Here is a 25,711-nt window from a genome sequence, read left to right as displayed (position 1 = left end):
GCGCCGAGCGGTTTGTCGACTAGACCAAATTGGTGACTATATAGCGAAAGACTATCCAGATGCCGACGCTCAAATTGTGGCACGCATAGTATCGGCTGTCGACAACCTATCGAGCCACCCCGCAATGGGGCGGCCAGGTCGCATCAAAGGCACCCGCGAATATGTCTTTGCAGATATTCCATACGTCATCGCTTACCGGATACATTCCGGAGTAATTGAAATTATTACCGTCATTCATGGCGCTCAGAAATGGCCAAAGTTGAAATAGCCCATAAAAATAATGGCTTAAAAGAAGCTTTGAACAGATCGATATATGGGTTGCCAACAATTCCACCCTGGCTCATTCGGCAATACAGAGCAGTTAAGGTCGCAACGCACTTGACTAGCAATCTGCAATCTCGGCCCGGTATACTGCTGGAAACAAGACACGCATGTCCTCGACTTCGAATCAAAAGCAAAAGCAACCCTACAAATTTGTCCCGTTAACTATCGAGGCTTGAAATTCGTGCGCACCCAAGGGTCTGATCAGATCTTGCGTTCCTTGTGGGCTGTCTGACATGGGGTGGTTAGCTGCCATTAGTATTCCTGGATGAGAACGACGGCATTGCTGGCAAAGCGGTCATTGCCTCAAAGACAGAATGCCGGCTCCCACGATAAGGGTCATACCGAGCGTCGAGGTTACATCTGGCACCTCGGCAAAGAAAATCATTCCCCAGATTACGGCGAACCCCACATACGCAAAATCGAAAGTTCCGATCACGGATGGCGGTCCATTCTGATAGGCGACAGCTGCCCCGATGCTGCCGATAAGTAGAGCTGCTGTCAGTAGTCCAATCGAAATCCATTCGGCCTGCCCCATCGCAGCCCACGGTGCCAACAAAAAGCCATGCCGCGCGGCATCTGGCAGTAGTTTGACCGCCCCGGCGGCTAGTGCGCCGACTATAACAAAGCAAATATTCAGCGCGAGCGCCAGGACAATAGGGTGCTGTTTCCGACATCTGGTGCGCGTGAGGATCATGGCTCCGGCGTAAAGCATGGCAGCCACAATTGGGAGGATTGTATATGCGTTGAAATCCCCCGCACTGGGCCGAAAGATCAGCAGGACACCCAGAAACCCCGCAAACACGGCAATCCAGCCAAGCCCGGAAATTCGTTCGCCAATAAAAATGGCTGTGAACAGTGTTATGAAGATGGGAAGCGTGTAGTAGGATGCTGCTGCGACCGAAAGTGTCAGCCTCGGAAGCGCAAGATAATAGCAGATCCACATTCCAACCAGCATCAGGCTACGCAGTAACACCCAACCGAGAACATCCTGGAACTGAAGCCTTTCAGGCGATGTGGCAATGAGGAGCAGAAGCAGGACTGGAATCGCGAGCAGCGAACGGATCACGAAAATCTGCCAGATGACAAAGCTGCCGCTTGTTATTTTAATCAGCGCATCGCCTAAAGAAAGCGCAAGCACGGTCAGGATGATCACGCTGACCGCCAGGGAAATGTGATCGGCGGGTTCGCCCCGCGAGCTGGCTTTCGACATGACGGACACCCTCTGACAGATTCGTATGGAACCTTAGGAGAACATCTTGGGGTAAGCAATAAACGGAATCTCGAAGCAGTCATTTCGGCGCTGGGAGTGAGCGACCGACATGGGGTCGGAAGCGGTCGTTAAAGTCGCGTAGGATTTACGATTGGCCGCGCTCATCAGCCGTTCAAAGTATACTGATCGGAGATTAGTCCCGCGGTTGCTGCACACTATGTCACGCATTTCTGACTCTACGTCAATCTTCGGGACAGCGCATATAACGGATCAGTTCCTGCCACCAAATCTACCCCTTTCTCAGATCCGCCAGTTCATGCTCGCTTAAAAGGAGCCGACGTTTCTGACCGGTAATCAATGTTGTCACTCAGTTGAATAACTGAACGGTAGAGTTTAAAACCCGTGAAATGCCATATCGAGCGCGGATACAATATCGTCATGTGAAGCAGAAAGGTTTGTGACTCGTTCCTTTAATACGGACACCGGAATTGACGACATAAACTGTGTAACCAACACATGTTCCTCGCCTTCAATCTCGAAGCTCGGATTGAGCCGCTTCGCTGGGATGGGGGCCAGCGCTTTAATAATTAGAGGGATGACAATACGTGTTTTCAGCTCATCCAGCAGATCAGCCTGCACATCGAGCACATAGCCGCCACTCGGATTGGAGTAAACGTCATATCTCGCCATTAGAACTGACGATAACGTTCAAGAGGTAAGCCATTTGCTTCGACGTAAGCATTAGAACTTTGTATCGCTGGACGATTATCGTCTTTCCAGAGTGCTGACTTGGCAGCAGCTATCGCCTGCGCAATTCCACTCTCGGCTGCACGCGAAATATTTATTCTATGTTGGCGCGCTTCAGAAAGAAGCTCATTATCGATTGAAAGATTGGTCGCGCGCTTGAATGTCCGGGCAGACTCCAGTCGTGGCATAAGACAACTCCTTTGGTTGATTATTATATGCGCATATTTATGTGCATTCAACTGGAATCTGTATGTAACTCAGCGCTTCTTTATTGGAACGCGATCCGGTCGGGAGCGAGATACGCGAAACTCTGACTGGCAATCAGATGGTTTGTCTCACAGCCATTGAAGGCTGTTAAGCACGCGGTACCATTTGTCGGCGCTTACTCACGTTCCGTCAATGTCATGCGGCTCGATATAACGCCAAATACATTAACCTACGTTACTCAATCGAAGTTACGATACAGTTACGTGAAGAATCATGACTGATGCAGGAGGGTTATTTTGCCTGTCGCGGTGTGATCGAGATACCACCTGCTGTTCTTGCAAATAAGCTGTTACGGCGTGATAGGCCAGTCGCGCGGCGCAAGAAAATACCAGATTTTATTTGTGTCGAACATGACACGCCACATGCCGTGTCAAGGTTCGTGCCACCAAAGGTGGCCCTATTTGATGACATTCTGCGACAGCGAGAGGACATCTTGTCGAGAAGCCGCAACCCGTCGGAGGGTTGGCCGGGCTTGGCAGATCACCACGCAATACAATACGCTTACGTTGACGTTGCGCGATTGGGTCAGGTAGTGGAATGGCTGATATCAGAGCCTCCGTATAAGGATGCTCAGGACGGTTGAAGACTTCGGAGGTTTTGCCCGTTTCAACGATCCGCCCCAGATACATGACGGCTACGCGGTCAGCAAAATGCCTGACAACCGAGAGATCATGGCTGATGAATAGGTATGACAATCCGAACTCGCGTTGAAGGTCGAGAAGCAGGTTTAGTATCTGCGAGCGGATCGAAACATCGAGCGCTGAAACCGGCTCATCCAAAATCATCAGCTTGGGATTTAGTGCCATTGCTCTGGCAATCACGATGCGCTGCCTTTGTCCGCCTGAAAATGCACCTGGCTTTCTGCGCGCGTGTTCAGGATGCAAGCCTACGAGCCTGAGTAGTTCTTCAACGCGGGCAAGCCGTTCGGATGCTGTGCCTATATTGTGAATAGCCAGTGGCTCGGCAATGCTCTCGCCAATCGTCAGTTTCGGATTAAGTGCCGATGCTGGGTCCTGAAACACGATCTGAATATCACGCGAAAGCCCGCGTATTGTTTCAGACAAGCCATGCGTGACTGGTTTCCCATCAAAGTTGATATTGCCAGATGTCGCCCTGGTCATGCCAAGGATAGCTGTGCCGAGTGTGGATTTACCACAACCAGACTCACCGACCAGTGCTACGCTTTCTCCCCGGCCAATCTCAAGATCGACGCCATCAACGGCTTTCACGAAGTTAACGGCACGGCCCAGCAGACCGCCCCGAATGGGATAATGAACTTTAAGATTTTCAACAGACAACAACATGTCACTCATACCAGCGCCTCCACTCGTTGCGAGCGCCAGCAGGCCGCTGCTCCAACATCCATGCGCGCTGAAAGTGGTGGTACATTTGCTCGACATTGATCTTCCGAGATCGGGCAGCGTGGCGCGAAACGGCAACCGTCGGGCCATGAGCCGATATCAGGCACAATGCCTTCAATCGTCGGAAGTCGGGTTTTCGGTTCGCCTTCGAGACGTGGAATGGTTGAGAGCAGCAGCTTTGTGTAAGGGTGCTCCTGCCGTGAGAAAATCGCATCGACGGGCGCCTGTTCGATGACGCGGCCTGCATACATCACGGCCACACGATCGGCCATATCGGCGACAACTCCCATGTCGTGCGTGATGAGCAGGATTGCTGTTCCCGTCTCGTCGCGAAGCTTTTTCATGAGGTCAAGTATCTGCGCCTGAATGGTCACGTCGAGAGCTGTCGTGGGCTCATCCGCGATCAGAAGGCGAGGACGGCAGATCAGGGCCATGGCAATCATAGCGCGCTGGCACATGCCGCCTGACAGTTCGAAAGGATATTGTCCGAAGCGAATTTCAGGTTCTGGAATACCCACTTCTTCGAGCATAGCGATGGCCGCCTGGCGCGCTTTCTTGCCACTCAGATCGCGGTGTACGACAAGGCTTTCTTCGATCTGCCGGCCAATTTTCATCAGTGGATTGAGCGATGCGACCGGCTCCTGAAAGATCATTGCGAGGTCGTTGCCGCGCAAGTCACGTTTGGTCTTTTCAGGCGTACTGACAAGATCTTGCCCGCCGAATAGAATGCGTCCGGATGCTATGTTTGCTACCTTGGGCAATAGTCCCATGACGGAGAAGGCCGTCAGCGATTTTCCGCAACCCGACTCGCCCACAACAGACAGGATTTCGCTTTCATTGACTTGAAAGCTCACCCCATCCACCACCGGTTGTCCTGCAATATTAACGACAAGCTCATCGACTATAAGCACAGGTTTTGTCATTCTGCCTCCGTGCGTACCGCTGCCCATGGATGATAGGGATGAGCCATACCGATATTCTGGCCGTCTTCGCGCATCACGATGGAAGGAATGGAGAAGTTCACCGGATAGAGCGTGTCGGCGATTATTTCGACCGGAAATTCTTCACTTAAACGCGCTGCCACATCGGGTTGCGCGCGTTCACTAACGCGAAGCTTTACGCCGCTTGCATCGATACGCGGTACATGAAATGCCTCTTCTGGTGAAAGGCCGAACACCTCTATATAAGACAGTGTCTGTGCAACGGCTGGAACGATCTGACGCCCACCTGCAGCTCCCAGGGCGATATGGGGCTGACCATTTTTGCTTGCAATGATCGGGCACATGTTTGCAAGCGGCTTTACACCAGCCGCTATGGAGTTTGGTTGCCCGGGGCGCGGGTCGAACCACATCATGCCATTGTTCATGAGAAGATCGAGCGAGGGCGCAACAACTTTCGAACCGAAGCGCGACAACAGCGTGTTGGTGAGCGAGACCATGGTTCCATCACGATCAACAACGCTGATATGTGTTGTGCAGCTTTCGCCGCTGCTGCCATGTCCGAGTGTACGAAGCCGCTCTTCGGATGCCCGGCGAATGGCTCGCGCAAAGGCGAGCGCGGTTTTCCCCGAAAGGGCATCTTCCTGCGGCAATGTTCTGTCGAGTTCGTCAAGAACGCGTGCGAGTGTTGGACCACCGGAAAGCCCTGGCATAACGTGAATAGAGGTATCGCGATAATCAACAGTGAGCGGCTTTTTCCACTCTGGCTGGAAGTTGCGCAGGTCGTCCTTGTCGATGAGGCTGCCACCAGCGCGCAAATCGGCAATGAGCTCTTCGGCGATTTGCCCTTCGTAGAAGTCGCGCGCGCCTGCTTGTGCCAGCCGCTCCAGCATCGCGGCTTTTTTGGGCATTGGAATGCTACGCGGCGAACCGGTTTCAGGAACGCGCGGCGCACGGCCCTTGTCAAGAAACAGTGCGCTTGATGCGGGAAAGCGGTTCAGTCCTTCGGTGTCGATGGCAAGGCAAAGCGTGGTGAACCAGTCGATTTGCAATCCATGCCGGGCATGATCGATTGCAGGGCTTAGCGCATCGGCGAAGCTGATTGAGCCGAAGCGTTCCAGTGCAGATGACAACCCCGCAATTGCGCCCGGCACACATATGGAGCTGTAACCTATGAGATTTTTGTCATCGACAACTTTGGGCCAGTTGAACCAGTCACCATCGCTGCCCGGGGCAAGCGGATAGTCGTTTGGATCAATATTGCGTGGCGACGTGACGTTGAAATCAAGCGCATCGACGCTTCCACCTTTGCCATCAGCGTGCAAGAGAAAACCTCCACCGCCGATACCGGAAAGCCATGGCTCTACTACACTCAAGACAAGCGCGGTCGTGACCGCGGCATCCATGGCATTGCCACCCCGACGCAAGACCGCAGCTCCTGCCTCAGCTGCGAGCCAGTTCTGGCAGGCGATGATGCCGTGTTTGCTGAGGGTTTGCTTTTTCTGGATTGCCCAGCTCTCAGCCATTCGTGTGTCCAAATCTACGGTTTCCGATAGAGTCGGGTATTTTCGCTTCGACAGCAAAGCGCCCTACATTGGCGGATGATGCATGGTGGGCCGCAATTTCTGCCGCCGTTGTGACCCAGGCGTCTTTCTGGCTGGTGATGTTATCGAGCAGTTCCTCGAGAAGAGCGATGCGCTGTGCGCGACCTGAAATCCAGTCATGCACAGTCAGCGTAAACAACCCGCCAAAGCGATGAAGTGTGCGCCATTCAGAAATCCAGTCGCGCAATATTGCCTGCCCGGATTGAAACGGCCACTTGTCGCGTCCGCCACCTTCAAACTTGAAGAAAATGGCATCGTCGGTCGCCCACTGGACTGGAATTTCCGTGATGCCGTCGATCTCATAAGGGTGATCGAAGCCGGAGAGTGAGGAGTCATAATCCAATCCCACCCGCTTGATCTCGCGCAGCATATGCGGCGTGATTTCCCATGCAGGGGAACGAAAACCGACTGGTTTCTTGCCAGTCTGTTTGACGAACAATTCTATGCTTGCTTCCAGCGCGCCGGTGAATTCTGCATCCGTCACATCGGCGACAATCTCATGAAAATAGCCGTGAAGGCCAACTTCATGCCCCGCCTCGATGAGTGCGGGCAGGATTTCCGAATTGGTTTCTGCGGTTAATCCCGGGACATAAAAACTGGCTTTCACGTGGTAGCGTGCGAAAAGGTCAATCAGCCGATAAAGTCCGGTGCGCGGTCCAAAGTTGCGGATTTCGAGCGTAGCCAGTCGATCTGGAAGGCCATCGCGATGCGCCCACATGAACGGCACCTGCGCATCCACATCGACGGACAGGAGTGTCGCTGATTGCTTTCCAGACGGCCACTGATAGTTGGGCCAGGGCGATTTGACGTTTAGTCCTTCGGTCATAGCGCCTTCTTCTTCTGCTGAAATACAGCAAGCGAACCGATGGAGTTGCCGCCGTCCACAGTCAGGGTGGCGCCAGTGACATAAGCGGCGGCCGATGATGTCACATAGAGGACTGCAGATGCGACATCGGGTGCGGAAGAAGCACGCCCAAGCGGTATCGACGAAGTCACAGTCTTCACATGCTCATCGGACAAGGCGCTGACATCGCTTCCGGCGGCAAAACCCGGTTCGACCGCATTGACGCGAATGCCATATTCGGCAAGCTCAAGCGCAAAGCCTTTGGTCAGGCGATCAAGTGCTGTCTTGGAGGTGCAATAAGGGACGACCGTGGTACGCATCTTGCGTGCCGCACCTGACGATATATTGACGATGGAACCCGCAGTTTCGGTGTCGACCATCTGTTTTGCGAAAAGTTGAGACAGCAGGAATGGAGCGCGCAGGTTGACGCTCATGATGCGGTCCCAGTCTTCCAGCGAAATATCGAGCAGGAATCCTGAAGGATATATGCCCGCATTGTTGATGAGAATATCCGGCGCGCCCCAGCGTGTCGCAACCGCGTCCGCAAAGCTCGTGATAGAAGCTGCATCAGTAAGGTCTGAGACAATGCCGAAATGGCCCTCGCCGGGCAGTTCCACGATGCGGGCATCAAGCTTTGCCTGATCCTGATCGGTAAGGCAGAGGATTGCGCCTTCCTGCGCAAAAACCGCAGCGATCCATCCGCCAATAATGCCGCCAGCGCCTGTCACGATAACTTTTTTGCCTTTGAATTCATTCTCGAAATTCACGGATAAAACTCCTATCTGCCGCGCGGATCGAGCCGGTCGCGGATATGATCGCCGATAAGATTGATGGAGAGGACAAGCAGGAACAAAGCAAGGCCCGGAAAAGTCGCGATCCACCATGCTGAAGCGACGTAGTTGCGTCCGGTCGAAAGCATCGCTCCCCAGCTTGCGGTCGGCGGCTGCACGCCTAATCCAAGGAAAGACAATCCGGCCTCAAACAGGACCATCAACCCGAATTCAAGCGTGGCAACGACAACAAGCGCGCCAGCGATATTGGGCAGAATATGCCGCCGCAACAGGCGAAACCATCCAGCTCCCATGAAACGTGACAGGCGGACATAGGGCATATTGGCCACTGAAAGTGTCTGTCCATAGGCAACACGCGCATAGCGCGGCCAACGGGTGAGGGCGAGGACGATGACGACGTTGGCGAGACTTGGCCCGAGGATCGCAACCGTGATGATTGCCAGAAGAATGGCTGGGACCGACAAGACCATATCGACCAGCCGCATGATGATGGTTTCTGCCCAGCCGCGATAAAAGGCTGCAACCATACCAAGGATGCTTCCCAGGATTCCGGAAAGAACGACTGAGGAAATTGCCACCAGTAGCGAAATACGTGCACCGTAAATCATCCGGCTTAAAACATCGCGCCCCAGCTCATCGGAACCAAGATAATAGACGATGCCACGGCTCTCAAAGCCCGGCGCTTTGAGGCGCGCAAGCAGGTTCTGCTTGTTGGGGTCCATCGGTGCGAAGAAAGGTGCAAAAATCGCTATCAGGATCAGGAGGATCAATATCGCCAGAAAAGGTGAAACCGATAATGGCAGTTTCTTCGACCATTTGACGAATGTGCTGGTCGATGAAGTGAGGGACGTCATGAATGACCTCCCATGCGAATGCGTGGGTCGATAATACTATAGAGCACGTCGGCGATGAGATTGAGTGCAATTGCGGTGACCGCGCCGAGCAGAACAACCCCCTGCACCAGCATGAAATCGCGTGCAGCAATCGCCTGCACGGTCAACTGCCCCAGACCGGGCCATGCGAATACGGTTTCGACGATTACCGCACCTGCCAGAAGGTTGGCAATCTCAAGTGCTGCAACGGTTACAACCGGAATGGATGCGTTGCGCAGCAGATGGCGTATGACGATGCGCGTTATCGGTACGCCCTTGGCATGAGCGGTGCGCACATAATCTTTTTCAAGTTCATCGAGTACAGCTGTGCGTGCCACACGTGCAAATGTTGCCATGGAGAGAAGGCCGAGTGCCACGGACGGCATGATGAGGCTCGGCCAGTCACGCGCACCGGAAGGTGGCAGCCATCCGAGCCAGACCGCGAAGACCATGATCATCAGGATCGCGCTCCAGAATGTCGGCATGGATTGGCCCGCAAGTACAAAGCCCATAATGGCCTTTGATTCCGCTCTTCCACGCCGCACGGCCATGATGACACCAAGCGGAATGCCAAGCCCCACGGCAACCAGAAGCGCGCCTCCGGCGAGCATGAGCGTATAGGGCAGGCGGCTCGCAATGAGTGTCCAGACCGAAACATTCTGCACATAGGAACGACCGAGATCGAACGTCAGCAAGCCGCGCAGGTATTCGAGATACTGAACGGCAAGCGGCCGATCAAAGCCGAGCGCTGTGCGCATCGCTTCGATATCAGCCTGAGTTGCATTCTGCGGAACGAGCAACAGAACAGGGTCTCCCGCAAGACGTTGCAGAAAGAAAATAAGCGTCATGACGCCAAGAATGGCGATCAAAGCCTGCACAATGCGGGTCAGAAAAAAGGCTGGCACTGCGTGTATTGTTCCCTAGTTATTTTTATTGCAGGTCGGCGCAGTTATACGCTGACCTTTGGTGCTCTAGTCCTGCCAGCTCATCCGGTTCAGGAAGAGGCTTTCATTGGCGGTCGGTTTCCACTGAAGCTGTTTTGCTGCGCCATAGATGATCGCGGCCTGATAAAGCGGCACAAGCGGCACTTCCTGGGCAACGAAAGTGCTGACGGTCTTATAATTCTCAAGGCGGGTCTTTTCGTCCAGCGTGCCGCGTGCGGCTTCCAGTGCCTTGTTGATTTCTGGATTGTTCGTGGATGACCACGAGCTTGATGAATGAAGCAGCGGGAAGAGCACTCCGTCCGCATCCTGACAGGCGCAAGACCAGCGACCGAAAGCGATGGCAGGCTGGCTTTTCGGTTCACTCTGCGCGCTCTTCAGATAGGTCGCCATATCGGTCATCTCGATATTGACGGTAAGCCCCGTTTCGCCGACCATCTGCGCCACGGCCTGCACGATGCGCTGGTCGAATGTAGGGGCGGTAGCAAAATTCACTGCCTTACCGGTTGCGCCTGCATCCTTGATAAGCTGCTTGGCCTTTTCCAGATCGTAAGCATAGCCCTCAATGCCTTCGACATAGCCAAAATGTGCGGGCGTCGCCATTTGTGCGACTGGTTTATCAACGCCTCCAAGCAGCCCTTCGGTAATCGCTTCCTTATCGATTGCACGAGCAACGGCTTCGCGGACCCGCTTATCATCGAATGGAGGAAGGTTCGGGTTAAGCTTTACGTAGCCCACACGCTCTGTAAGCACTGCCAATGGCTTAGCATTGGCAGAACCTTCGATCTGGGCTGCGAGATCTGCATCAAGTCCAACCGCAAGATCGGTTGTGCCCGATTGCAGATTGGCGATGCGGGTGGCCGCATCGGGAACAGCACGGAATTCGGCAGTTTTGAACGCGCCCTTTTCGCCCCAATAGTCGTCATTGCGTTCCAGCGTAACCGCAACGCCGCGCTGCCAGTTCACGAACTTATAAGGGCCGGAGCCGACAGGAGCCGCATTGAAGGCGTCGTCGCCTTTTGCTTCAACAACCTTTTCCGGAACGATGGAGAGTTTGACGAGTTGTGCCAGAAGCGCTGGATAAGCACCGTCGGTCTTCACAGTGACTTCGTTATCGCCGGTGGCTTCTGCCGATACGATCTTATTAAACTGGCCAAGCTGTGGACTTGCGAAGGCCGGGTTGATGATGCGGTTGATGCTGAACGCAACATCCTTCGCCGTCAGTGGCGAGCCATCATGAAATTTCACATCATCGCGCAGCTTGAAGACGATTTCCGTGTCAGAATTATATTTCCATTCAGTGGCAATCTGCGGCGCGATTTCGCCGACATCGGTGCGCGTGACCAGATTGTCGAAAACATTGCGATAGACGTAGTAGCTGTCCGGGTTCCATTGCTTGTGCGGATCGAGCGATGACGGCTCGTTCACAAGATCAATGACGAGCTGATCCTTGGCAAAGGCTGCGGTCATTGTAAGCGGTGAGCAGGCCAGAACGAGGCCTGCAATGACGGAACGGATCGAACGGCTCACTACTTCCATATTTATAATGCCCCTGGTTTATCCAAATGTGATTCTGGACGAGGTTGTTTCCCGGTTTCGCTTTTGCCCGCGTTGCGGCGGGCGGGTTTTGCGCTGACCATTGCTTCCGATTCAAGGAAGCGGTCGAGCAGATAGGTTTCGAGCGCGGTGTTGGCCGCGCCAAACAGTTCCAGCGCTTCGCTCTTTCGCCCCTCGATAATCGCACGGATCAACAGCGAACGGTTGGCGGGGATCAGTCTGACGCGCCCGGTCCTCTCGAAGAAGTTAACCAAACGTACGGCGCGATCCCAAAGGTCGGTCAGCCAGCCTGCAACAATCGGCATATTGAGCCGGTTGGCGAGCAACTCCAAAATTTCGCGCTCATAGCGGCGAATGGTCGGAAGGATGTCGCCGCCAAGTTCATTGCGTTGTGTGAGTGCAAGATGCATTTCACCCAGCGCATTCAGCCGTTGAATAGACGCCTCATCCAGTACCGCTGCGAAAAGCAATGGCTCCAGATGTCGCCGCGCCGCACTCAATTCGCGGATTTCGCCCGCAGAAATTGGAGTGACAACCCAGCCGCTTCGCGCTGATGACGATACCAGCCCGCTCGCTTTAAGGCGCGCGAGTGCCGAACGCAGTGCACCGCGTCCCAGTGCAAATTCGGTCGCAAGTGCGGATTCCGACAGCCGTTCACCCGGCGCGAGTACGCAGTTTACAATCGCATTTCGCAGTGCCTTTTCCGCCAGATCTCCCTTGCCCTCGAGCGATACAGGCGACGTATAGGCATCGTTATCCAACATTTATAACTGACCTCTCAGTTTCATATTTTGAAATTTCTATATACTAAAGAAAAGAACAGATTTTCTTTTCCGGATCACCGGAGTGAAGAATTTATCTCCGTATCGCTCTCCAGAGGAAACAGGAGCATGTTGCCTCTACAATTCCCATAAATCAACTGTTTCTCCTCGATGCACAAAATTGAAATGACATTTTTCAATCGTATGCAGATTTAGAAAATGCGCTGGTTGCACGATTTCCCGTAAAGTGACAGTATTTGATATTAATATTGCAAAACAAAAAACTGAGATGTCAAATAGTATTTTTGAGTTGCAACCTGCTTATCGTTCAATCGGAAAAACCGGGGAACCCTACGGGAGAAAATTCGATGCGCTTTAAAAACGCACTCTTCGCCGCGCTGCTTGCCGCGACAGCACTCGCTGTTCAGCCACATAGTGCCAGCGCGAAGGACCTGCTGGCGGTGGATTTCATTGCTGAGCCGAGCTCTCTTGATCCGCATGTGCAGTGGAATACCGACAGCTTCAATGTCTATCGCAATATTTTCGACAATCTGCTGACGCGTGACGACAAAGGCGAGATCGCTCCGCAAATCGCCACTGAGTGGAAATATAATTCTGACACGGAAGTCGAATTCAAAATCCGCAACGATGTGAAGTTCCACGATGGCACACCACTGACCGCTGCGGACGTTGCCTTCAGCATCAAACGTATTATTGACCCGGCATTCGCCAGCCCACAGATTGGCCAGTTCAATCAAATCAGTGATGCGGTTGCCAAGGATGATACGACTGTCGTTGTTACCACCAAGGGCCCTTATCCTGTTCTGCTTGCACAATTGACGAAGCTTTCCATCGTACCAAAGCATGTGGTGGAGAAGGTCAGCAAGGATGAGTTCAACCTCAAGCCTGTGGGCTCTGGTCCTTACAAGCTTGAGAACTGGAACCGTGGCGTTGAAGTTCTGCTCGCGCGCAATGACGAGTATTGGGGCACGAAGGGTGAATTCCCGAAAGTGGCCTTCCGAGCCGTTCCAGATGGTTCAACCCGCATTGCTAACTTACAGGCCGGAACGGCTGATCTCGCAAGCAATCTCGATAATGATCTTGCCGCTCAACTGGAAGCATCGGGGCAGGGCAAGGTATTGCCGGTTCGCGGCGAACGCATTGCTTTCTTCTCGCTCAACATCAACAAAGCGCCGCTTGATGATCCTCGCATTCGTCTGGCAATTGCCCATGCCATTGATAAACAGGGCATCGTCGAGGGCATTCTGGGTGGTTATGATGCTCCGATTGACGAGCTCACGTCTCCGGTTTCCTTTGGGTTTGTTGAGGGTATAAAGGCTCCAGAATATAACCCTGATAAAGCCAGAGAACTGGTGGCGGAAGTCGGTGATACGGCAAAGACCGAAATCACTCTGCTCACCACGCCGACCTATGATCAGCGTGTCGTGCAGGCCATCCAACAGATGCTGAATGATGTCGGCCTCAACGTCAAAATTGCCACCACTGATATGGGCAACTGGATGCAGCAGATGCAATCTGGTGCCGATACGATCCCTTCGGCAGCCTTTGGCCGCTGGAGCTGTGGCTGTCAGGACGCCGATGGCACGCTCTATCCGCTTCTGCATTCTTCGAGCAGCTGGTCGACGATCAAGGATGAGCGTCTCGACAAAGCACTGGATGAGGCGCGAACAGTCATCAACCCGGAACGTCGTCTCGAACTCTACAAGTCCGTCCACGAGATCGTAGCCGCAGAGAACTATATCATTCCGCTTTATCAGGCATCAGTGCTTTACGGTGCGGCAAAGAATGTGGAATTCGCGCCCCTGCCAAATGAGAACCTTTTTCTTAACCGCGTCGGCTGGTCGGAAAAGTAAACGGATCGAAGAAGCCCTGAAGCCGGACTGTAGTGCAGTCCGGCTTTTGCAGTTTCCAGCTCTCATCACAGGAACAGATTGCAGTGATTACGATTATCGAAAATGCCAATGTCGTCGACGTTGAAAATGGCAACGTGCTCCCCGATCAGCGCCTTGTTCTGGAGAATGGTTTCATTCGCGAGGTGAGCGAAGAAAAATCGCCACACTCCGAGGCAAACCGGGTTAATCTTAAAGGTGCATTCGTTATTCCGGGGCTGATTGATGCCCATGTCCATGCAACAGCCTACACTGCGAATCTGGGCGAGCTGCCGCGTCAATCGCCGATGTATGTAGCAGCACGTGCGGCAAAGGTGCTGGACGGAATGCTCTCTCGTGGCTTCACGACTGTGCGTGATGTCGGTGGTGCTGATTTTGGTCTCGCACAATCGGTCGAGGAAGGGCTGATTTCGGGACCGCGACTTCTTTACGGGGGCAAGGCGCTCTCAGCCAGTGGTGGTCATGGCGATCATCGCGCCATGGGTGTGGATCGGACTGACGAAACCTATGCGCAGGTCAGCCTTGGTCGGCGCTGCGATGGTATTGATGAGGTTCGCCGAGCAGCGCGTGATGAGATTAGGCGCGGCGCACACCACATCAAGATTATGGCTAATGGTGGTATTTCTTCCCCAACCGACCGCATCACTTCGGATCAGTTTTCGGAAGAGGAAATTGCGGCAATCGTCGACGAAGCCAATATGGCTGATCTTTATGTCGTGTCACATACCTATACCGCCCGTTCGGTTGCACGCGCTGTGCGTAACGGTGTGCGCTCAATCGAACATGGTAATCTGCTTGATGAAGAGACTGTCGCGCTGATGAAGCAGGCTGGAAGTTTCCTGACGCCGACGCTCTCTTGCTTCCGGGCGCTGGCGGAAGTCGGCGCGGAAAGCGGTTTCCCAAAAGACCGAATGGACAAGATCAGGCTGGTGCTCGATTCTGGCCTTTATGCTGTCGAACTTGCCTATCGCGCGGGGGTGCCGATGGCATATGGCACCGATCTGATCGGCCCAATGCATTCGCGCCAGCTACATGAGTTTGCCTTGCGCGCCGACGTTGTACCACCGCTTGACCTGCTTCGTGCGGCAACGAGTACGGCGGCGGAATTGGTGCGGCTTGAGAATGAAATCGGCCACGTTAAGGAAAATTACCGCGCCGATCTCAATGTTCTCTCAGCCAATCCGCTGGATAAGGGTGTTCTGGAAAGCTTTGCCAAGCATCTCCAGTTCGTCATTAAAGGTGGTGAAATCGTTAAAAGCTATTCTTCATAAGATCTCGAATGCAATCTCGCATTCTTCCGCGACCTGACGGTCCCATTCGCTCTTGTCGAATGACGCAAGCGGAAGAATGCGGGTAGCACGTTTTGTGAAAGGGAACTTGGTCGCATCCGTCGAAGCATAACCGCCGCTGTCGACGACAAAAACACCTTGTTGTGCAAGCGGCGTAAATGACGTGCGGAAATGGTTGCTCGATTTGACGTGAATGATAGCCTTGCTTTCGAGATTGATACCCAGACTACGGAAAGCCTGCGTGTCATAGGCCTGAATGCGCTCGGTGACGAGAACGATATGACCGTGATCGCGGACACGAAGAACAGCGCCCAGACCGCCCTCCAGCAGTTCGCCATGCAGATTGGCGCCTTCATTGCGATAACGAACATCCGCGATGCGTTCCACGAGCGCATCGACAACGAACGGCTCCCCACTTTGCAAGCGCCCCATGGCGATTTTGCCGCGATTGCCCTCACCAATCGCCTGCGCGGCCATGGCCGCTTCGCCATCAACCATGAAACCAGCTGCGAATGGCAGGTCCTGCGCAGAAAGACTTGCAAAAATATCGGCGACGTTGGCAACTCCGCCTGAACCAGGATTGTCGCCGGCGTCACCAATGACCACACGCCCTTTGGTGGCACGCTCATAGATTTCCGGTGCAATGGCATTGAATGCGGGCGCTGGTCGGGTGATGGCCTCGCGCTTTTGCCAGATGACCTCTGCCATGTTGCGATAGGCCTGCTTCATGGCTTCTTCGTCGGTGCCTGTTACAAGAACAGAGCTTCCAACATCATCGGAATCCACATAGGGAAAGCCGCCCATTACAACGACATCGGCAAGCCCTTCGCCGTGCTCGACTTCGTTGGAAAGCGCGACCAGGCTTTTGAATGGCTCTGCATCGCTGGTCTGCGCGCTCATGGGCGCTGCTACTGGCAAGCGGAAACGTCGTGTTCGCCAGCTCACAGGATCGAGCGCCAGCTGCATCAATTTTTTGCCGCGCGCATGAGTGTCAGAATGTGGGTATAGTTTGCCACCTATCACCACATCGACAACATGCGGCAGCGTCGGTTCGACATTGGCATGAAAATCGAGCGGTACGGCTATGCGGACATTAGGGCCAACAATTGCACGTACCTTTTGGGCAAGATCTGTCTCAGGCGTGGAGACGCCCTCAACCACCAGAGCGCCGTGCAACAGAAGCGCTACGACGTCTACAGGGCCCGTTGCTGCAATTTCTTCTAGCGACTGAATTATTTCTGCCACGAGACGGTGATAACCTTCTGCCTCGAGCGTTCCACCCGGAAGGCATCCGGTACAGACGCCGTAAGCAATGTCATAGCCGGCTTCATCAAGCGCTTCCGTTACACCGCCCAGCCAGTTGCTGGTTGAGCCGAATTCTCGCCGCACATCTTCGCCACGAAAATGCTGTGCTGAGAGAAATCCATCGTAATTCGCCTTGACCGGCGTAAATGCGTTGGCTTCGTGAAAGAGCTGAATAACGGCGGCGCGGGGCATGGGGCTTCCTTGGAATTTTGGTCAGACTTCGCGGCCATCCTGCCATCGCATATAAGGCAGAATGAGGCGCGCCGTTCGGCTAACAATGGGGTGAAAAGCGACCTGTGGCACAGGTGTTGGACGCAATGCGAGTTGGTCATCCGCTACGCCGCAAACGGCATGGGCAACGACATCCGCCATAGCACATGAGAGAGCGAGGCCACGTCCATTGCAGCCAATCCAGCTGTAAATTCCGTCGTCGCGTTTATGCAGATGCGGCAGGCGATCCACTGTCATAGCGATGCGCCCGCCCCAGAACGTTTTCACTGTTCCGTTTGGCAGGTGAGGGAAGAGCTCGCGCAATCGACCCTCAACCATTGCAGGCAAACGATACGCCGCACCGGCCTGAATGGCGAGAGCGCCGCCAGAAACCAGTCGCCCCTCACGATCCTTGCGGAAATAACGAAGGTCAAATCGGGTGTCTGACAATGCTTCATTGCCGGGCAGGATTGTATCCGCCAAATCCCCCAGCGGCTCGGTTGCCGCTTGATAGGATGTCACCGGCACAATGGAGCGGCGAAGCTCCGGCCAGATATTGCCGGTGTGTGCGGCAGTTGCGAATACGACTTTTTCAGCGTGAAGTTTGCCGGATGGTGTCGCGATCAGCCAGCCTGTTGACGTTCGCGTGAGATTAATCGCGGGGCTTTGCTCAAAGATTGTGACGCCTTCTGATGCGGCACCACGTGCAAGACCAACTGTAAAAGCATAAGGGTTTATGTGCCCGCCGCCACGATGCTCCCATCCACCATGATAAACATTTGTACCTAGCCGGGTTGCCAGATCATCAGAAGAAACAACGGCAGTTGGCGCACCAGCCTCAGCCCATTGTGTAGCAAGAGCGGAAACGCGCTTGAAACGGCCGGGACTGTGTGCGGGTTGCAGCCATCCAGCACGGCTCAAATCGCAATCGATCCTGTAACTGTTGGCGAGTTCATAAAGCTTGTCGGCAGCGCCCCTCACAAGCTCGATAAAACGTTCCGCCTGTTCTCCCGGCCAAACATTCCTTAAAGCATTAGGCCCATGGCGTGTCAGCGCCGAAATGACTTGCCCATTGGCGCGCCCGGAAGCGCCATAGCCGACCTTGGTTGCTTCAAGTACGGTGACTTTGCGACCACGCCTCGCGAGCTCGATGGCTGCAGCAAGACCAGCAATGCCGCCGCCAATGATCGCGATCTCGGTTTTTACAATACCTTCAAGAGCATTACCTTCAAACTGTTCGCGTGAGAGCGACATCCACAAGGATGAAGGTTTATTCGATGGCCAGGATTTCATGCGCGAACCATCGCGATTTCCAATCCGCAACTTTCCCGTAAATCGAAAACAACATCACTGTTTCCGATGATCGTCAGGCGATCCCTTCCAGCCGATATCGGTATATCTGCGAAGCTGTCGCTGGATAGCACCTCAAGTTCCGAGACGTTCGTTGTGGCAACAGATATCAGACGCTGCGCGCCGTTGGGGTGTTCTATTACGCCAGGTGTCCAGAGAAGTTCCGGTGTGTGGTGCTGGCAGAGTAAACATTGATAGGCTGGGGTAACGCTATCTTCGAAACGGCTTATCGAAAACCGTAACTCGCCAGCGTCGGTTTGTCGTGAAAAGTGCCTTACCGCTTCAGTTTCGATGTTCTTATCTTTGAAGGCTTGAGCGTCCGCCTCTACATCTTTGCTGCGCAGCGCAATCCCATGCAATCCAGAACCATTTTCGAGAAGTTTGCGCCATTTGGCATTGGCTTCTGTGTTCTCAACGATTGCAAGGATTTCGATATAGGTGTCATTGAGCATGACACAGCGATTGGCCGTACCCATGGCAGCGCTGTGTTTTGCGATTGGTGTGACATGGAATCCGGCGTTTTCGAAGGCGGTTGCGGCCACATCCAGGTCGCCTGTGAGAACTACAACATGGTCGATGGGTAAGTGAAAAGTCATGCGGCCACCGTCATTTTTCTGATGCCATAGATGCGGTCGACAATGATGAGTGTCGCAACTGCCATGAGCAGTTGCAGCGTACTGAGAGCGGCGATTGTCGGGTCGAACTGATGTTCGAGATAGCTGAGCATCACAACTGGCAAGGTGTTTGTGCTTGCGCTGGCAAAGAAATAACTCACAGGCAAGTTGTCGAACGAGGTGAGAAATGAAAACAGCGATCCAGCCATGATGCCGGGGCGTATGAGCGGCAATGTTACATGCCAGAAGACCTGCAAGGGATTAGCACCCAGAATGGCGGCCGCTTCTTCATAGCTTTTGGGCAGACTGCCATAAACGCCTGCAACCGTGCGGACGACATAAGGAAGGCAGACGATAGTATGGGTAATCAGCAGTGCGCTGAATGAAATGCCCAACCCAAGCCTGCTCATGAAGAACAGCGATGCGAAGCCAATCACAATCATCGGCATCGACAAAGGGGACAGCAGAAATGCCATGACGGCGCTTGCCCAGCCTGTTCGTGAACGCGCCAGATAAAGGCACGCGGGGATGCCGATCAGACAGGAAAGAATGGTCGCACCGATTCCAATCTTAAAACTGACGGTAAGGGCATCCACGAAGGGCTGATAAGCGAAAATATTCGCAAACCATTTGAGCGACCATCCGGGAATTGGAAAGGCCACATAGCCCGCAGACGTGAAGGACACGAGTACCACAACAAGAATGGGTGCCAGCATGAAAATGAAGTACACGACCACGAAGGTGGTCAATGCAATGTCTGTCCAGTCTTTGCCAAAGAGTTTCATCGTTTAAGCTCCCCGACGGCGCACGAGACGCAATTGCAGGAAGAGACAGGCAACTGCGATCACCAGAAGGATCGAACTCATGGCACTCGCCATGCCAAAATCACGTGTGGTGTTGAATTGCTGGTAAATGAGCAATGGCAATGTCTGAAGACCGCCGCCGAGCATTACCAGCGTTACGAAGCTTCCATTGGCAATCATGAAGACAAGTATCGCGCCGGTTCCGATGCCGTCGAGTGAGAGGGGCAAAGTCACCTCCCAGAAGGTGCGCAGACGTCCGGCACCGAGAATTTTTGCAGATTCTTCCAATCTGCGATCGATACCTTGTAAAACCGTACTGATCGAAAGAACCATGAAAGGAACGAGCACATGCACGAGAGCGGCTATGGTGATTTCCGGCGAGTTGGTAAACCGTAAGGGCGCTGAGATGAGACCGAGCTGATCGACAAGCAGATTGTTGATGAGGCCACGGCGGGCAAACAGAACCTGCCAGCCGAAGGTGCGCATGATGATTGAAGTCAGGAGTGGAGCGATAAGCAGAAAGATAATCAAGCCAGCCCATCGGCCTGCTTTGCGCACCAGAAAATAGGCAACCGGATATCCGATGATTACGCAAATCAGTGTCACGCCACCTGAAAGCAATATCGTTTCGCCGATGACGCGCAGATAGAAGGGATCGGTCAGCAGCGTGGCGTAACGTACGAAAGTCAAACCGCCTTCAGTATCGACAAAGCTGCGGGCGCTGTTGTCAAACAGTGGCAGGACGAAAAAAGCCAGCAGGAACGCCAGAGCAGGCAAGACAAGTAGCCAGCCTGGTAAAGCCAGCCCCTTTCTTGCCGTAACCTTTGATGTTTCTGTCTGGCTCATATTCTTGCTCCGCGACCTTACTGACCGATTTCCCGGTTCCAGCGATCCACCCATTCATTGCGAACCCGAGCAATTTGCTCATATGGCGGGAAGGCGGTTTTCTGCCATGGCGTGATACGGGGCTTGAGCTTTTCGCTGTACACCACATCCACATTGGTGACGCCGTAATTCATGATGTCGGCAAATTGCGTCTGGTTGGCTGCGTCGAGAACTTCATTGATATAGTCCCAGGCGAGTGGGTTGGCGTTTTTCGCCTTCTGGACTGCCAGACCGTTGAGTGAACCGCCTTCTTCCGGATTGATGAAGTCGATCCAGGTTGCGCCTGCATCGTAATGGTTCCAGGTGCGGCCATCGAAATAAATGCCGATATCCGCTTCGCCGGAAGAAAGGTGATTGAAGAAATCGTTCGGTCCTGCCCAATAGACGAGGTTGTCCTTCATCCGCTCAACGGCCTTGAAGAACGGATCGACGTTGTCAGCTCCGCCACCAAATGCCTTGGCCATGGCCCAGATCAGCATGATCGGTGTGACGGCATAGCTGATGGACGGGATAGAGGCCACGAATTCACCAGCGGCAACCCTGTCGACAAATTCGGCAAAAGACTTTGGCGGATTTTTTACGCGGTCTTTATTGTAAGTGATGCCAGCTACACCATAGTCGAACAGTGTCCCTTTTCCCTCGACTGAGTCCGTCAGCTGCTGTGGAATTTTTGCAAGGTTCGGCAGCTTTTCGACCGTAAAGTCGTCAACAAGGCCTGATCTTGCTGCAGTCAACGCAAGGTCCGGCGTCATGATGAGCACATCGACCGGCGGTTTCGCTGGCGACGCTTCGACCTGAGCCAGCCATTGCGGTGGGCCACCGAGAGAGACATTGGCTTTTGCGCCGGTTTTGGCTTCAAATGGTGCAACAAAGCACTTTCGAACAGCTTCTTCCCATATGCCGCCAAAGGCAGTCACGGTGATTTCATTTGCGGCCTGCGCATTGGCGATGCGCGGGAATCCGCCTGCGGCAAGACCCAGACCAAGCATGGCGCCTGAGCCGAGGAAGTTTCGTCTGGTAATCAGTGTCATTGCGATACTCCTTAACTGGAACAATCAGGCGTTTGCGGAACTGGAAATTGCGATGAGCTTCTCAACTGCCGCCCGGAATGCGATAGCCGCTGTATGTGCGTTCGTGGCTTCTGCCTTTGTTCGTGGAAAGCCTTTGGGTAGAGCAGGCAAAACGGCGTCGAATGCAGCTTTACGCTGGCGCTGCCGCACGGATCCGGGAAGCTGCACAAGCGCTCGGTTCAGACTGTCCATCAAGGCGGGTTCGAATACTTCATCCCAGTGCTTTCGCTCAGGGCCAAAACCGTCGGTGGCGCCGTTGTCTGTCAGTGATTGACGTTTGGCCTCGGTGGCATCCTTATCGATCGCGCCATTGTGTATCACCACGCCATAATCGGTATGAGCGGCGTCGCGCGTGACAAAACCATCCAGAACGTCGCGCAAAACGGCGTTTGGATCTCGTTTATGCGGATTACCCCAACCACCCGCGCCGGGGGTCAGAAACGTTACCGTATCGCCTGCATTGACGTTGAGCACATCGATTTTACCAAGCCTGCGTTCATCAGGACGTCCGCGATTAACGATCAAGGCACCGGGCAGACCTGCCTGGCCACCATAGGAACCCCATGGACGGAACAGCAGGCGCTCCATGCCTCGACCGAGTACATTGGTATCATCGGTCAATGCGCGAAAGGTGAGTTCCATGCCGCATCCGCCGCGCCATTGGCCGGGGCCACCGGAATCCGGACGCAGACTGTAGTGCAGGATTTCGACGCCGAGCTCGGCTTCGACCGTTTCAACGGGATTGTTGGCGAGATTGGAGATGCCGCTGTCTCGACCGTCAACGCCATCGCGACCAAAACGTGCGCCGGTGCCGCCGATCATCGGTTCGATGACCTGTACGCGACGCCCGCCTTTGCCATCTGGTTCCGCCATTACAACGGGAATGACTGTGCCGGATGATGCGGCAGGCATGACATCAGGCAATGCTTTTCCGAAGGCACCGTTCAAAACGTCATTGACGCGAATGGCGGCGGCATGACGGACACCTGTTGCGGCGGGTTCCTGCGGGTTGACCAGACTTCCCTCAGGTGCAGTTATCCGAACCGTATCAAGCAGGCCGACATTTAACGGTGCTGTTGGATCAAGCGTGTTGACCAATGCGAGTACCCTGAGTGTCAGCCATGCATGGGGGCGTCCGCGCGAAGGAATGTTCATGGCGGTGGCCACTTGCGGATCAGTTCCTGTGAAATCCAGATGCACTTCTCCGTCTTCGAATGTTACGGTCAGTGCGATACGGACAGGCAAGTTACCGGCTGCGTCATCATCAAGATAATCCGAAAACGCATAGGAGCCAGCGGGAACCTTGCGCAGAACCGAACGTGCCTTTTCAGCTGCGTAGGTAACAAGATCGGTGCTGGCTGCCGAAACCTCATCTGCTCCGTGCTGGGCAATCGCCTGTTCGAAGCGACGACGACCGGCAGCAAGAGCTGCCAGCATGGCACGGATATCACCCATATTGGCTTCAGGCGTGCGGCTGTTTGCTTCCAGAAACAGGCGCACTTCAGGTGACATCTCTCCGCGCTTCAACAGCTTGACGGGCGGGATGCGCAAGCCTTCCTGAAAGATTTCAGTATTCATTGGGGAGATGCTAGATGGCACCCGTCCGCCGACATCCGAGCAGTGTACGAAACACCAGCCATAAGCAATCACGCGGCCCTCATGGAAGTAGGGCTCAATCATATGAAGGTCGGGCAGATGTGTGGCGAGACCTTCTGAACGATAGGGATCGTTGGTCAGGATGACGTCGCCGGGTTCGAGTGGTCCCACGGCTTCAATCGTCGGTCCGCATTCAAGGCCCACAAATCCTGAAACACCGATAGAACGCGGATAGGCGAAAAAGCGTCCGTCCAGCCCGGCAAGCGCACAGGCAAAATCCGCAGTTTCCTTGACATAAAGCGTGCGACCGGTGCGCTGAAGTGTCAGGCACATTTCTTCGCTGATAGCTGCAAGCTTGTTACCGAGAATGGCAAGCGTGACTGGGTTGAGTTTCATTGAGTCAGCCTTTCAAGGTGCAGATTTCCGGCTTTGTCGCAGTTGGCTATCCAGCCGGGAAGCAGAATAGTGGTGGTGTCATCCTGCTCGATAATTGCTGGGCCGCAGACCCGATCGTCGGCCCGGAAACTGTGACGATCGTAGATATCTGCATCAAGCCATGCACCCTTATGAAACAAGCGGCGCTTGCCTTTGATGCCCGGTTTGCGGTCACCTGTTGGAAACTCTTGCGCGGCAAGGTCCGGCGTGACGCCAATCACCGCGAGACGGGCCGTCCCCAACTCGACTTCGGCTGCGCTGTCGCGGAAACCATAGATGCGCTCATGTTCGCGGTGAAAAGCTTCGGAAATGGCATGAACGTCGGCATCGACATCATTTAGTGCAACGCGCAGTTCATAAGCCTGTCCGACATAACGCATGTCGGCAGCCTTTTCGAAAAGGCGTCCGGTACTTTGCTCGCCTTCCTGATCCAGCCAGTCATTTCCTTCGGCTGCAAGAGCTTCGAATGTCTCGGCAAGGGTCGCTGCGGTTGCTTCATCAAGCTCTCTGCGCAAACTGCGAACGAAATCACGCCGTAAGTCTGCTGCCGCCGCACCCAATGCGCAGAATGTTCCCGCTGCCGGGGGGACAACAATTCGGGCGATGCCCACTTCTTCTGCAAGAAGGTTGGCGTGTGTTGGGCCTGCGCCACCAAATGGAACGAGCGCAAAGGATGCCGGATCAAGACCGCGTGCTGCGAGTGTTTTATAGAGTTCGGTTGCCATGCCCGCTGTGGTGACCGCAAGCGAACCCTGAGCGGCTTCCGCCGCAGCATTTTCATCCTGAAATCCGATGCGATTGCCAATCTGTGCAAGCGCAGCAGCAGCAGGCGCGCTCTCAAGCTGCAGACGTCCGCCAAGGAAACCGCCTGGGTCGATATAGCCAAGCGTCAGATAACAATCGGTGACGGTTGGCTCCGTGCCGCCGCGACCATATGAGATGGGGCCAGGCATTGCGCCAGCACTGCGAGGGCCGACTTTCAGCACGCCATGGTCATCAACCCATACGATTGAGCCGCCGCCTGCACCGATGGCTGAGACATCGACCACAGGCAACACCAGAGGCAGACCGCCAATATCGGTTTTGGTGGCGAGCGCAGCAGAACCATCCTGTGCAACGGCGATGTCTGACGACGTGCCTCCCATGTCAAATGTGATGATTGCGCGCACGCCCGATGTGGCGGCCAAACGTGCGGCTGCCATCACACCGGAGGCCGGTCCGGAGAGGATCGTTTCAACCGGGCGTTCCTGTGCAGAGCCGATGCTTAGCGAACCGCCGTTAGAGGCTGTGACGAGGATCGGCGCATGAACACCCTCGCGAGCAAGGCCCGTTTTCAACCCCTCAAAATAGCGCTGCATCAATGGCTGGATATAGGCGTTAAGACAGGCAATCAGTGTGCGTTCATATTCGCGGATTTCTGGCCAGATCGCTGCGGCAGATGTGATGGAAAGCCCATGCGTCTTTTCGGATATTTTCTGCGCCAGCTCTTTTTCAACCGAAGGATTGGTATAGCCATTGATCAAGACAAGTGCTGCCGCATCGACATCCAGCGTATTTAATTGTGCTGCAACTGCTTCAAGAGCTGTATCGTCGGGGAGTTGGGTTGTTGTGCCGTTCGCCAAAAGTCTCGCACCGATTTCGATGATGCGATGGCGCGGCACCAGAGGCTCTTCCTTGCTTGCATGAAAATCAAAGGAAGAAGGCATGCGACTGCGCGCGATTTCCAGAATGTCGCGATAGCCTTCGCTGACAATGAGTGCAATTTTTGCACCGCGCCGCTGGATTATGGCATTGAGACCGATTGTCGTGCCATGCATAAGCGTGTCGATCTGGTCGGCTCCGAGATCAGCTTTCTTGAGCAATGACTGCAGGCCCACGATCAGCGCCTGAGACGGATCTTCAGGCGTCGATGGTTCCTTGTAATGGATCAGGCTTTTGCGGTCGGGATCGAACAAAACAAAATCGGTAAATGTTCCGCCCACGTCGATGCCGATACGTGCGCCATTCTTCTGCATATTCGGAGCTTT

General features: G+C 54.3%; 22 protein-coding genes and 1 pseudogene. 3 read left to right on the top strand and 20 right to left on the bottom strand.

The annotated features are described in order from the left end of the window. Positions 1 to 7 precede the first annotated feature (7 nt). A pseudogene (locus tag QSJ70_RS25320) lies at positions 8 to 268 on the top strand (type II toxin-antitoxin system RelE/ParE family toxin); the annotation flags it as partial. Positions 269 to 619: 351 nt separating this feature from the next. On the opposite strand, the gene QSJ70_RS25315 reads toward QSJ70_RS25320, so the two are convergent. The 12 genes from QSJ70_RS25315 to QSJ70_RS25260 form a co-directional block, all read right to left on the bottom strand. Further along, entirely contained in the window at positions 620 to 1,534 is a 915-nt protein-coding gene (locus QSJ70_RS25315; protein ID WP_285540726.1) for a DMT family transporter, read from the bottom strand. 393 nt (positions 1,535 to 1,927) lie between these two features. Next, positions 1,928 to 2,224 (bottom strand): CcdB family protein, encoded by a 297-nt coding sequence (locus QSJ70_RS25310; protein ID WP_285540724.1) that lies wholly within the window; start codon positions 2,222 to 2,224, stop codon positions 1,928 to 1,930. Continuing rightward, on the bottom strand, positions 2,224 to 2,469 hold the full coding sequence (locus tag QSJ70_RS25305) for a type II toxin-antitoxin system CcdA family antitoxin (RefSeq protein WP_285540722.1): 246 nt from the start codon (positions 2,467 to 2,469) through the stop codon (positions 2,224 to 2,226). Before QSJ70_RS25305 ends, QSJ70_RS25310 begins: the two co-directional genes overlap by 1 nt. Positions 2,470 to 2,883: 414 nt before the next feature. Beyond that, a complete protein-coding gene (locus QSJ70_RS25300) occupies positions 2,884 to 3,861 on the bottom strand; it encodes an ABC transporter ATP-binding protein (protein ID WP_285540720.1) in 978 nt (325 codons plus the stop codon). Further along, positions 3,858 to 4,832 carry an ABC transporter ATP-binding protein gene (locus QSJ70_RS25295; protein ID WP_285540718.1) on the bottom strand — a complete coding sequence of 325 codons (975 nt, stop codon included), beginning with the start codon at positions 4,830 to 4,832 and terminating at the stop codon, positions 3,858 to 3,860. Before QSJ70_RS25295 ends, QSJ70_RS25300 begins: the two co-directional genes overlap by 4 nt. After that, the gene (locus QSJ70_RS25290; protein WP_285540716.1) at positions 4,829 to 6,373 is read right to left on the bottom strand and encodes a gamma-glutamyltransferase family protein; all 1,545 of its coding nucleotides are present in this window, start codon (positions 6,371 to 6,373) and stop codon (positions 4,829 to 4,831) included. The genes QSJ70_RS25295 and QSJ70_RS25290 overlap by 4 nt, the downstream gene beginning before the upstream one ends. Then, on the bottom strand, positions 6,366 to 7,277 hold the full coding sequence (locus tag QSJ70_RS25285; RefSeq protein WP_285540714.1) for a polysaccharide deacetylase family protein: 912 nt from the start codon (positions 7,275 to 7,277) through the stop codon (positions 6,366 to 6,368). Before QSJ70_RS25285 ends, QSJ70_RS25290 begins: the two co-directional genes overlap by 8 nt. Continuing rightward, a complete protein-coding gene (locus tag QSJ70_RS25280) occupies positions 7,274 to 8,062 on the bottom strand; it encodes an SDR family NAD(P)-dependent oxidoreductase (protein WP_285540712.1) in 789 nt (262 codons plus the stop codon). The genes QSJ70_RS25285 and QSJ70_RS25280 overlap by 4 nt, the downstream gene beginning before the upstream one ends. Before the next feature lie 11 nt (positions 8,063 to 8,073). Beyond that, positions 8,074 to 8,940 carry an ABC transporter permease gene (locus tag QSJ70_RS25275; RefSeq protein ID WP_285540710.1) on the bottom strand — a complete coding sequence of 289 codons (867 nt, stop codon included), beginning with the start codon at positions 8,938 to 8,940 and terminating at the stop codon, positions 8,074 to 8,076. Beyond that, a complete protein-coding gene (locus QSJ70_RS25270) occupies positions 8,937 to 9,863 on the bottom strand; it encodes an ABC transporter permease (RefSeq protein WP_132228120.1) in 927 nt (308 codons plus the stop codon). Before QSJ70_RS25270 ends, QSJ70_RS25275 begins: the two co-directional genes overlap by 4 nt. Positions 9,864 to 9,929: 66 nt before the next feature. Continuing rightward, positions 9,930 to 11,438 carry an ABC transporter substrate-binding protein gene (locus tag QSJ70_RS25265; protein WP_285540705.1) on the bottom strand — a complete coding sequence of 503 codons (1,509 nt, stop codon included), beginning with the start codon at positions 11,436 to 11,438 and terminating at the stop codon, positions 9,930 to 9,932. 2 nt (positions 11,439 to 11,440) lie between these two features. After that, positions 11,441 to 12,220 carry a GntR family transcriptional regulator gene (locus tag QSJ70_RS25260; protein WP_285540703.1) on the bottom strand — a complete coding sequence of 260 codons (780 nt, stop codon included), beginning with the start codon at positions 12,218 to 12,220 and terminating at the stop codon, positions 11,441 to 11,443. 365 nt (positions 12,221 to 12,585) lie between these two features. Between QSJ70_RS25260 and QSJ70_RS25255 the strand changes: the two genes are divergently transcribed. Then, on the top strand, positions 12,586 to 14,091 hold the full coding sequence (locus QSJ70_RS25255; protein WP_285540702.1) for an ABC transporter substrate-binding protein: 1,506 nt from the start codon (positions 12,586 to 12,588) through the stop codon (positions 14,089 to 14,091). An 83-nt stretch (positions 14,092 to 14,174) separates the two neighbouring features. Next, complete coding sequence (locus QSJ70_RS25250; protein WP_285540699.1) at positions 14,175 to 15,398, top strand: metal-dependent hydrolase family protein; 1,224 nt, start codon at positions 14,175 to 14,177, stop codon at positions 15,396 to 15,398. Here QSJ70_RS25250 and QSJ70_RS25245 read toward each other — a convergent pair. From QSJ70_RS25245 to QSJ70_RS25210, 8 genes are read right to left on the bottom strand one after another with little or no spacing between them, the layout of a single operon-like run. Beyond that, entirely contained in the window at positions 15,393 to 16,913 is a 1,521-nt protein-coding gene (locus tag QSJ70_RS25245) for a M81 family metallopeptidase (RefSeq protein WP_285540697.1), read from the bottom strand. The two genes, QSJ70_RS25250 and QSJ70_RS25245, sit on opposite strands and share 6 nt — an antisense overlap. 21 nt (positions 16,914 to 16,934) lie before the next feature. Then, on the bottom strand, positions 16,935 to 18,224 hold the full coding sequence (locus QSJ70_RS25240) for an NAD(P)/FAD-dependent oxidoreductase (RefSeq protein WP_285540695.1): 1,290 nt from the start codon (positions 18,222 to 18,224) through the stop codon (positions 16,935 to 16,937). Continuing rightward, complete coding sequence (locus QSJ70_RS25235) at positions 18,221 to 18,877, bottom strand: VOC family protein (RefSeq protein WP_285540694.1); 657 nt, start codon at positions 18,875 to 18,877, stop codon at positions 18,221 to 18,223. The genes QSJ70_RS25240 and QSJ70_RS25235 overlap by 4 nt, the downstream gene beginning before the upstream one ends. Next, a complete protein-coding gene (locus tag QSJ70_RS25230; RefSeq protein WP_285540693.1) occupies positions 18,874 to 19,680 on the bottom strand; it encodes an ABC transporter permease in 807 nt (268 codons plus the stop codon). Before QSJ70_RS25230 ends, QSJ70_RS25235 begins: the two co-directional genes overlap by 4 nt. A 3-nt stretch (positions 19,681 to 19,683) precedes the next feature. Continuing rightward, positions 19,684 to 20,544 (bottom strand): ABC transporter permease, encoded by an 861-nt coding sequence (locus tag QSJ70_RS25225; protein ID WP_285540692.1) that lies wholly within the window; start codon positions 20,542 to 20,544, stop codon positions 19,684 to 19,686. Between the two features lie 17 nt (positions 20,545 to 20,561). Then, the gene (locus tag QSJ70_RS25220) at positions 20,562 to 21,614 is read right to left on the bottom strand and encodes an extracellular solute-binding protein (protein ID WP_285540690.1); all 1,053 of its coding nucleotides are present in this window, start codon (positions 21,612 to 21,614) and stop codon (positions 20,562 to 20,564) included. A gap of 24 nt (positions 21,615 to 21,638) precedes the next feature. Next, a complete protein-coding gene (locus QSJ70_RS25215; protein WP_285540688.1) occupies positions 21,639 to 23,645 on the bottom strand; it encodes a hydantoinase B/oxoprolinase family protein in 2,007 nt (668 codons plus the stop codon). Beyond that, entirely contained in the window at positions 23,642 to 25,699 is a 2,058-nt protein-coding gene (locus tag QSJ70_RS25210; RefSeq protein ID WP_285540686.1) for a hydantoinase/oxoprolinase family protein, read from the bottom strand. Before QSJ70_RS25210 ends, QSJ70_RS25215 begins: the two co-directional genes overlap by 4 nt. Positions 25,700 to 25,711: the final 12 nt, after the last annotated feature.

The organism is Brucella sp. NBRC 12950, from assembly GCF_030268145.1.
Taxonomy (GTDB): domain Bacteria; phylum Pseudomonadota; class Alphaproteobacteria; order Rhizobiales; family Rhizobiaceae; genus Brucella.
This window is presented reverse-complemented; position numbering and strand designations above follow the sequence as displayed.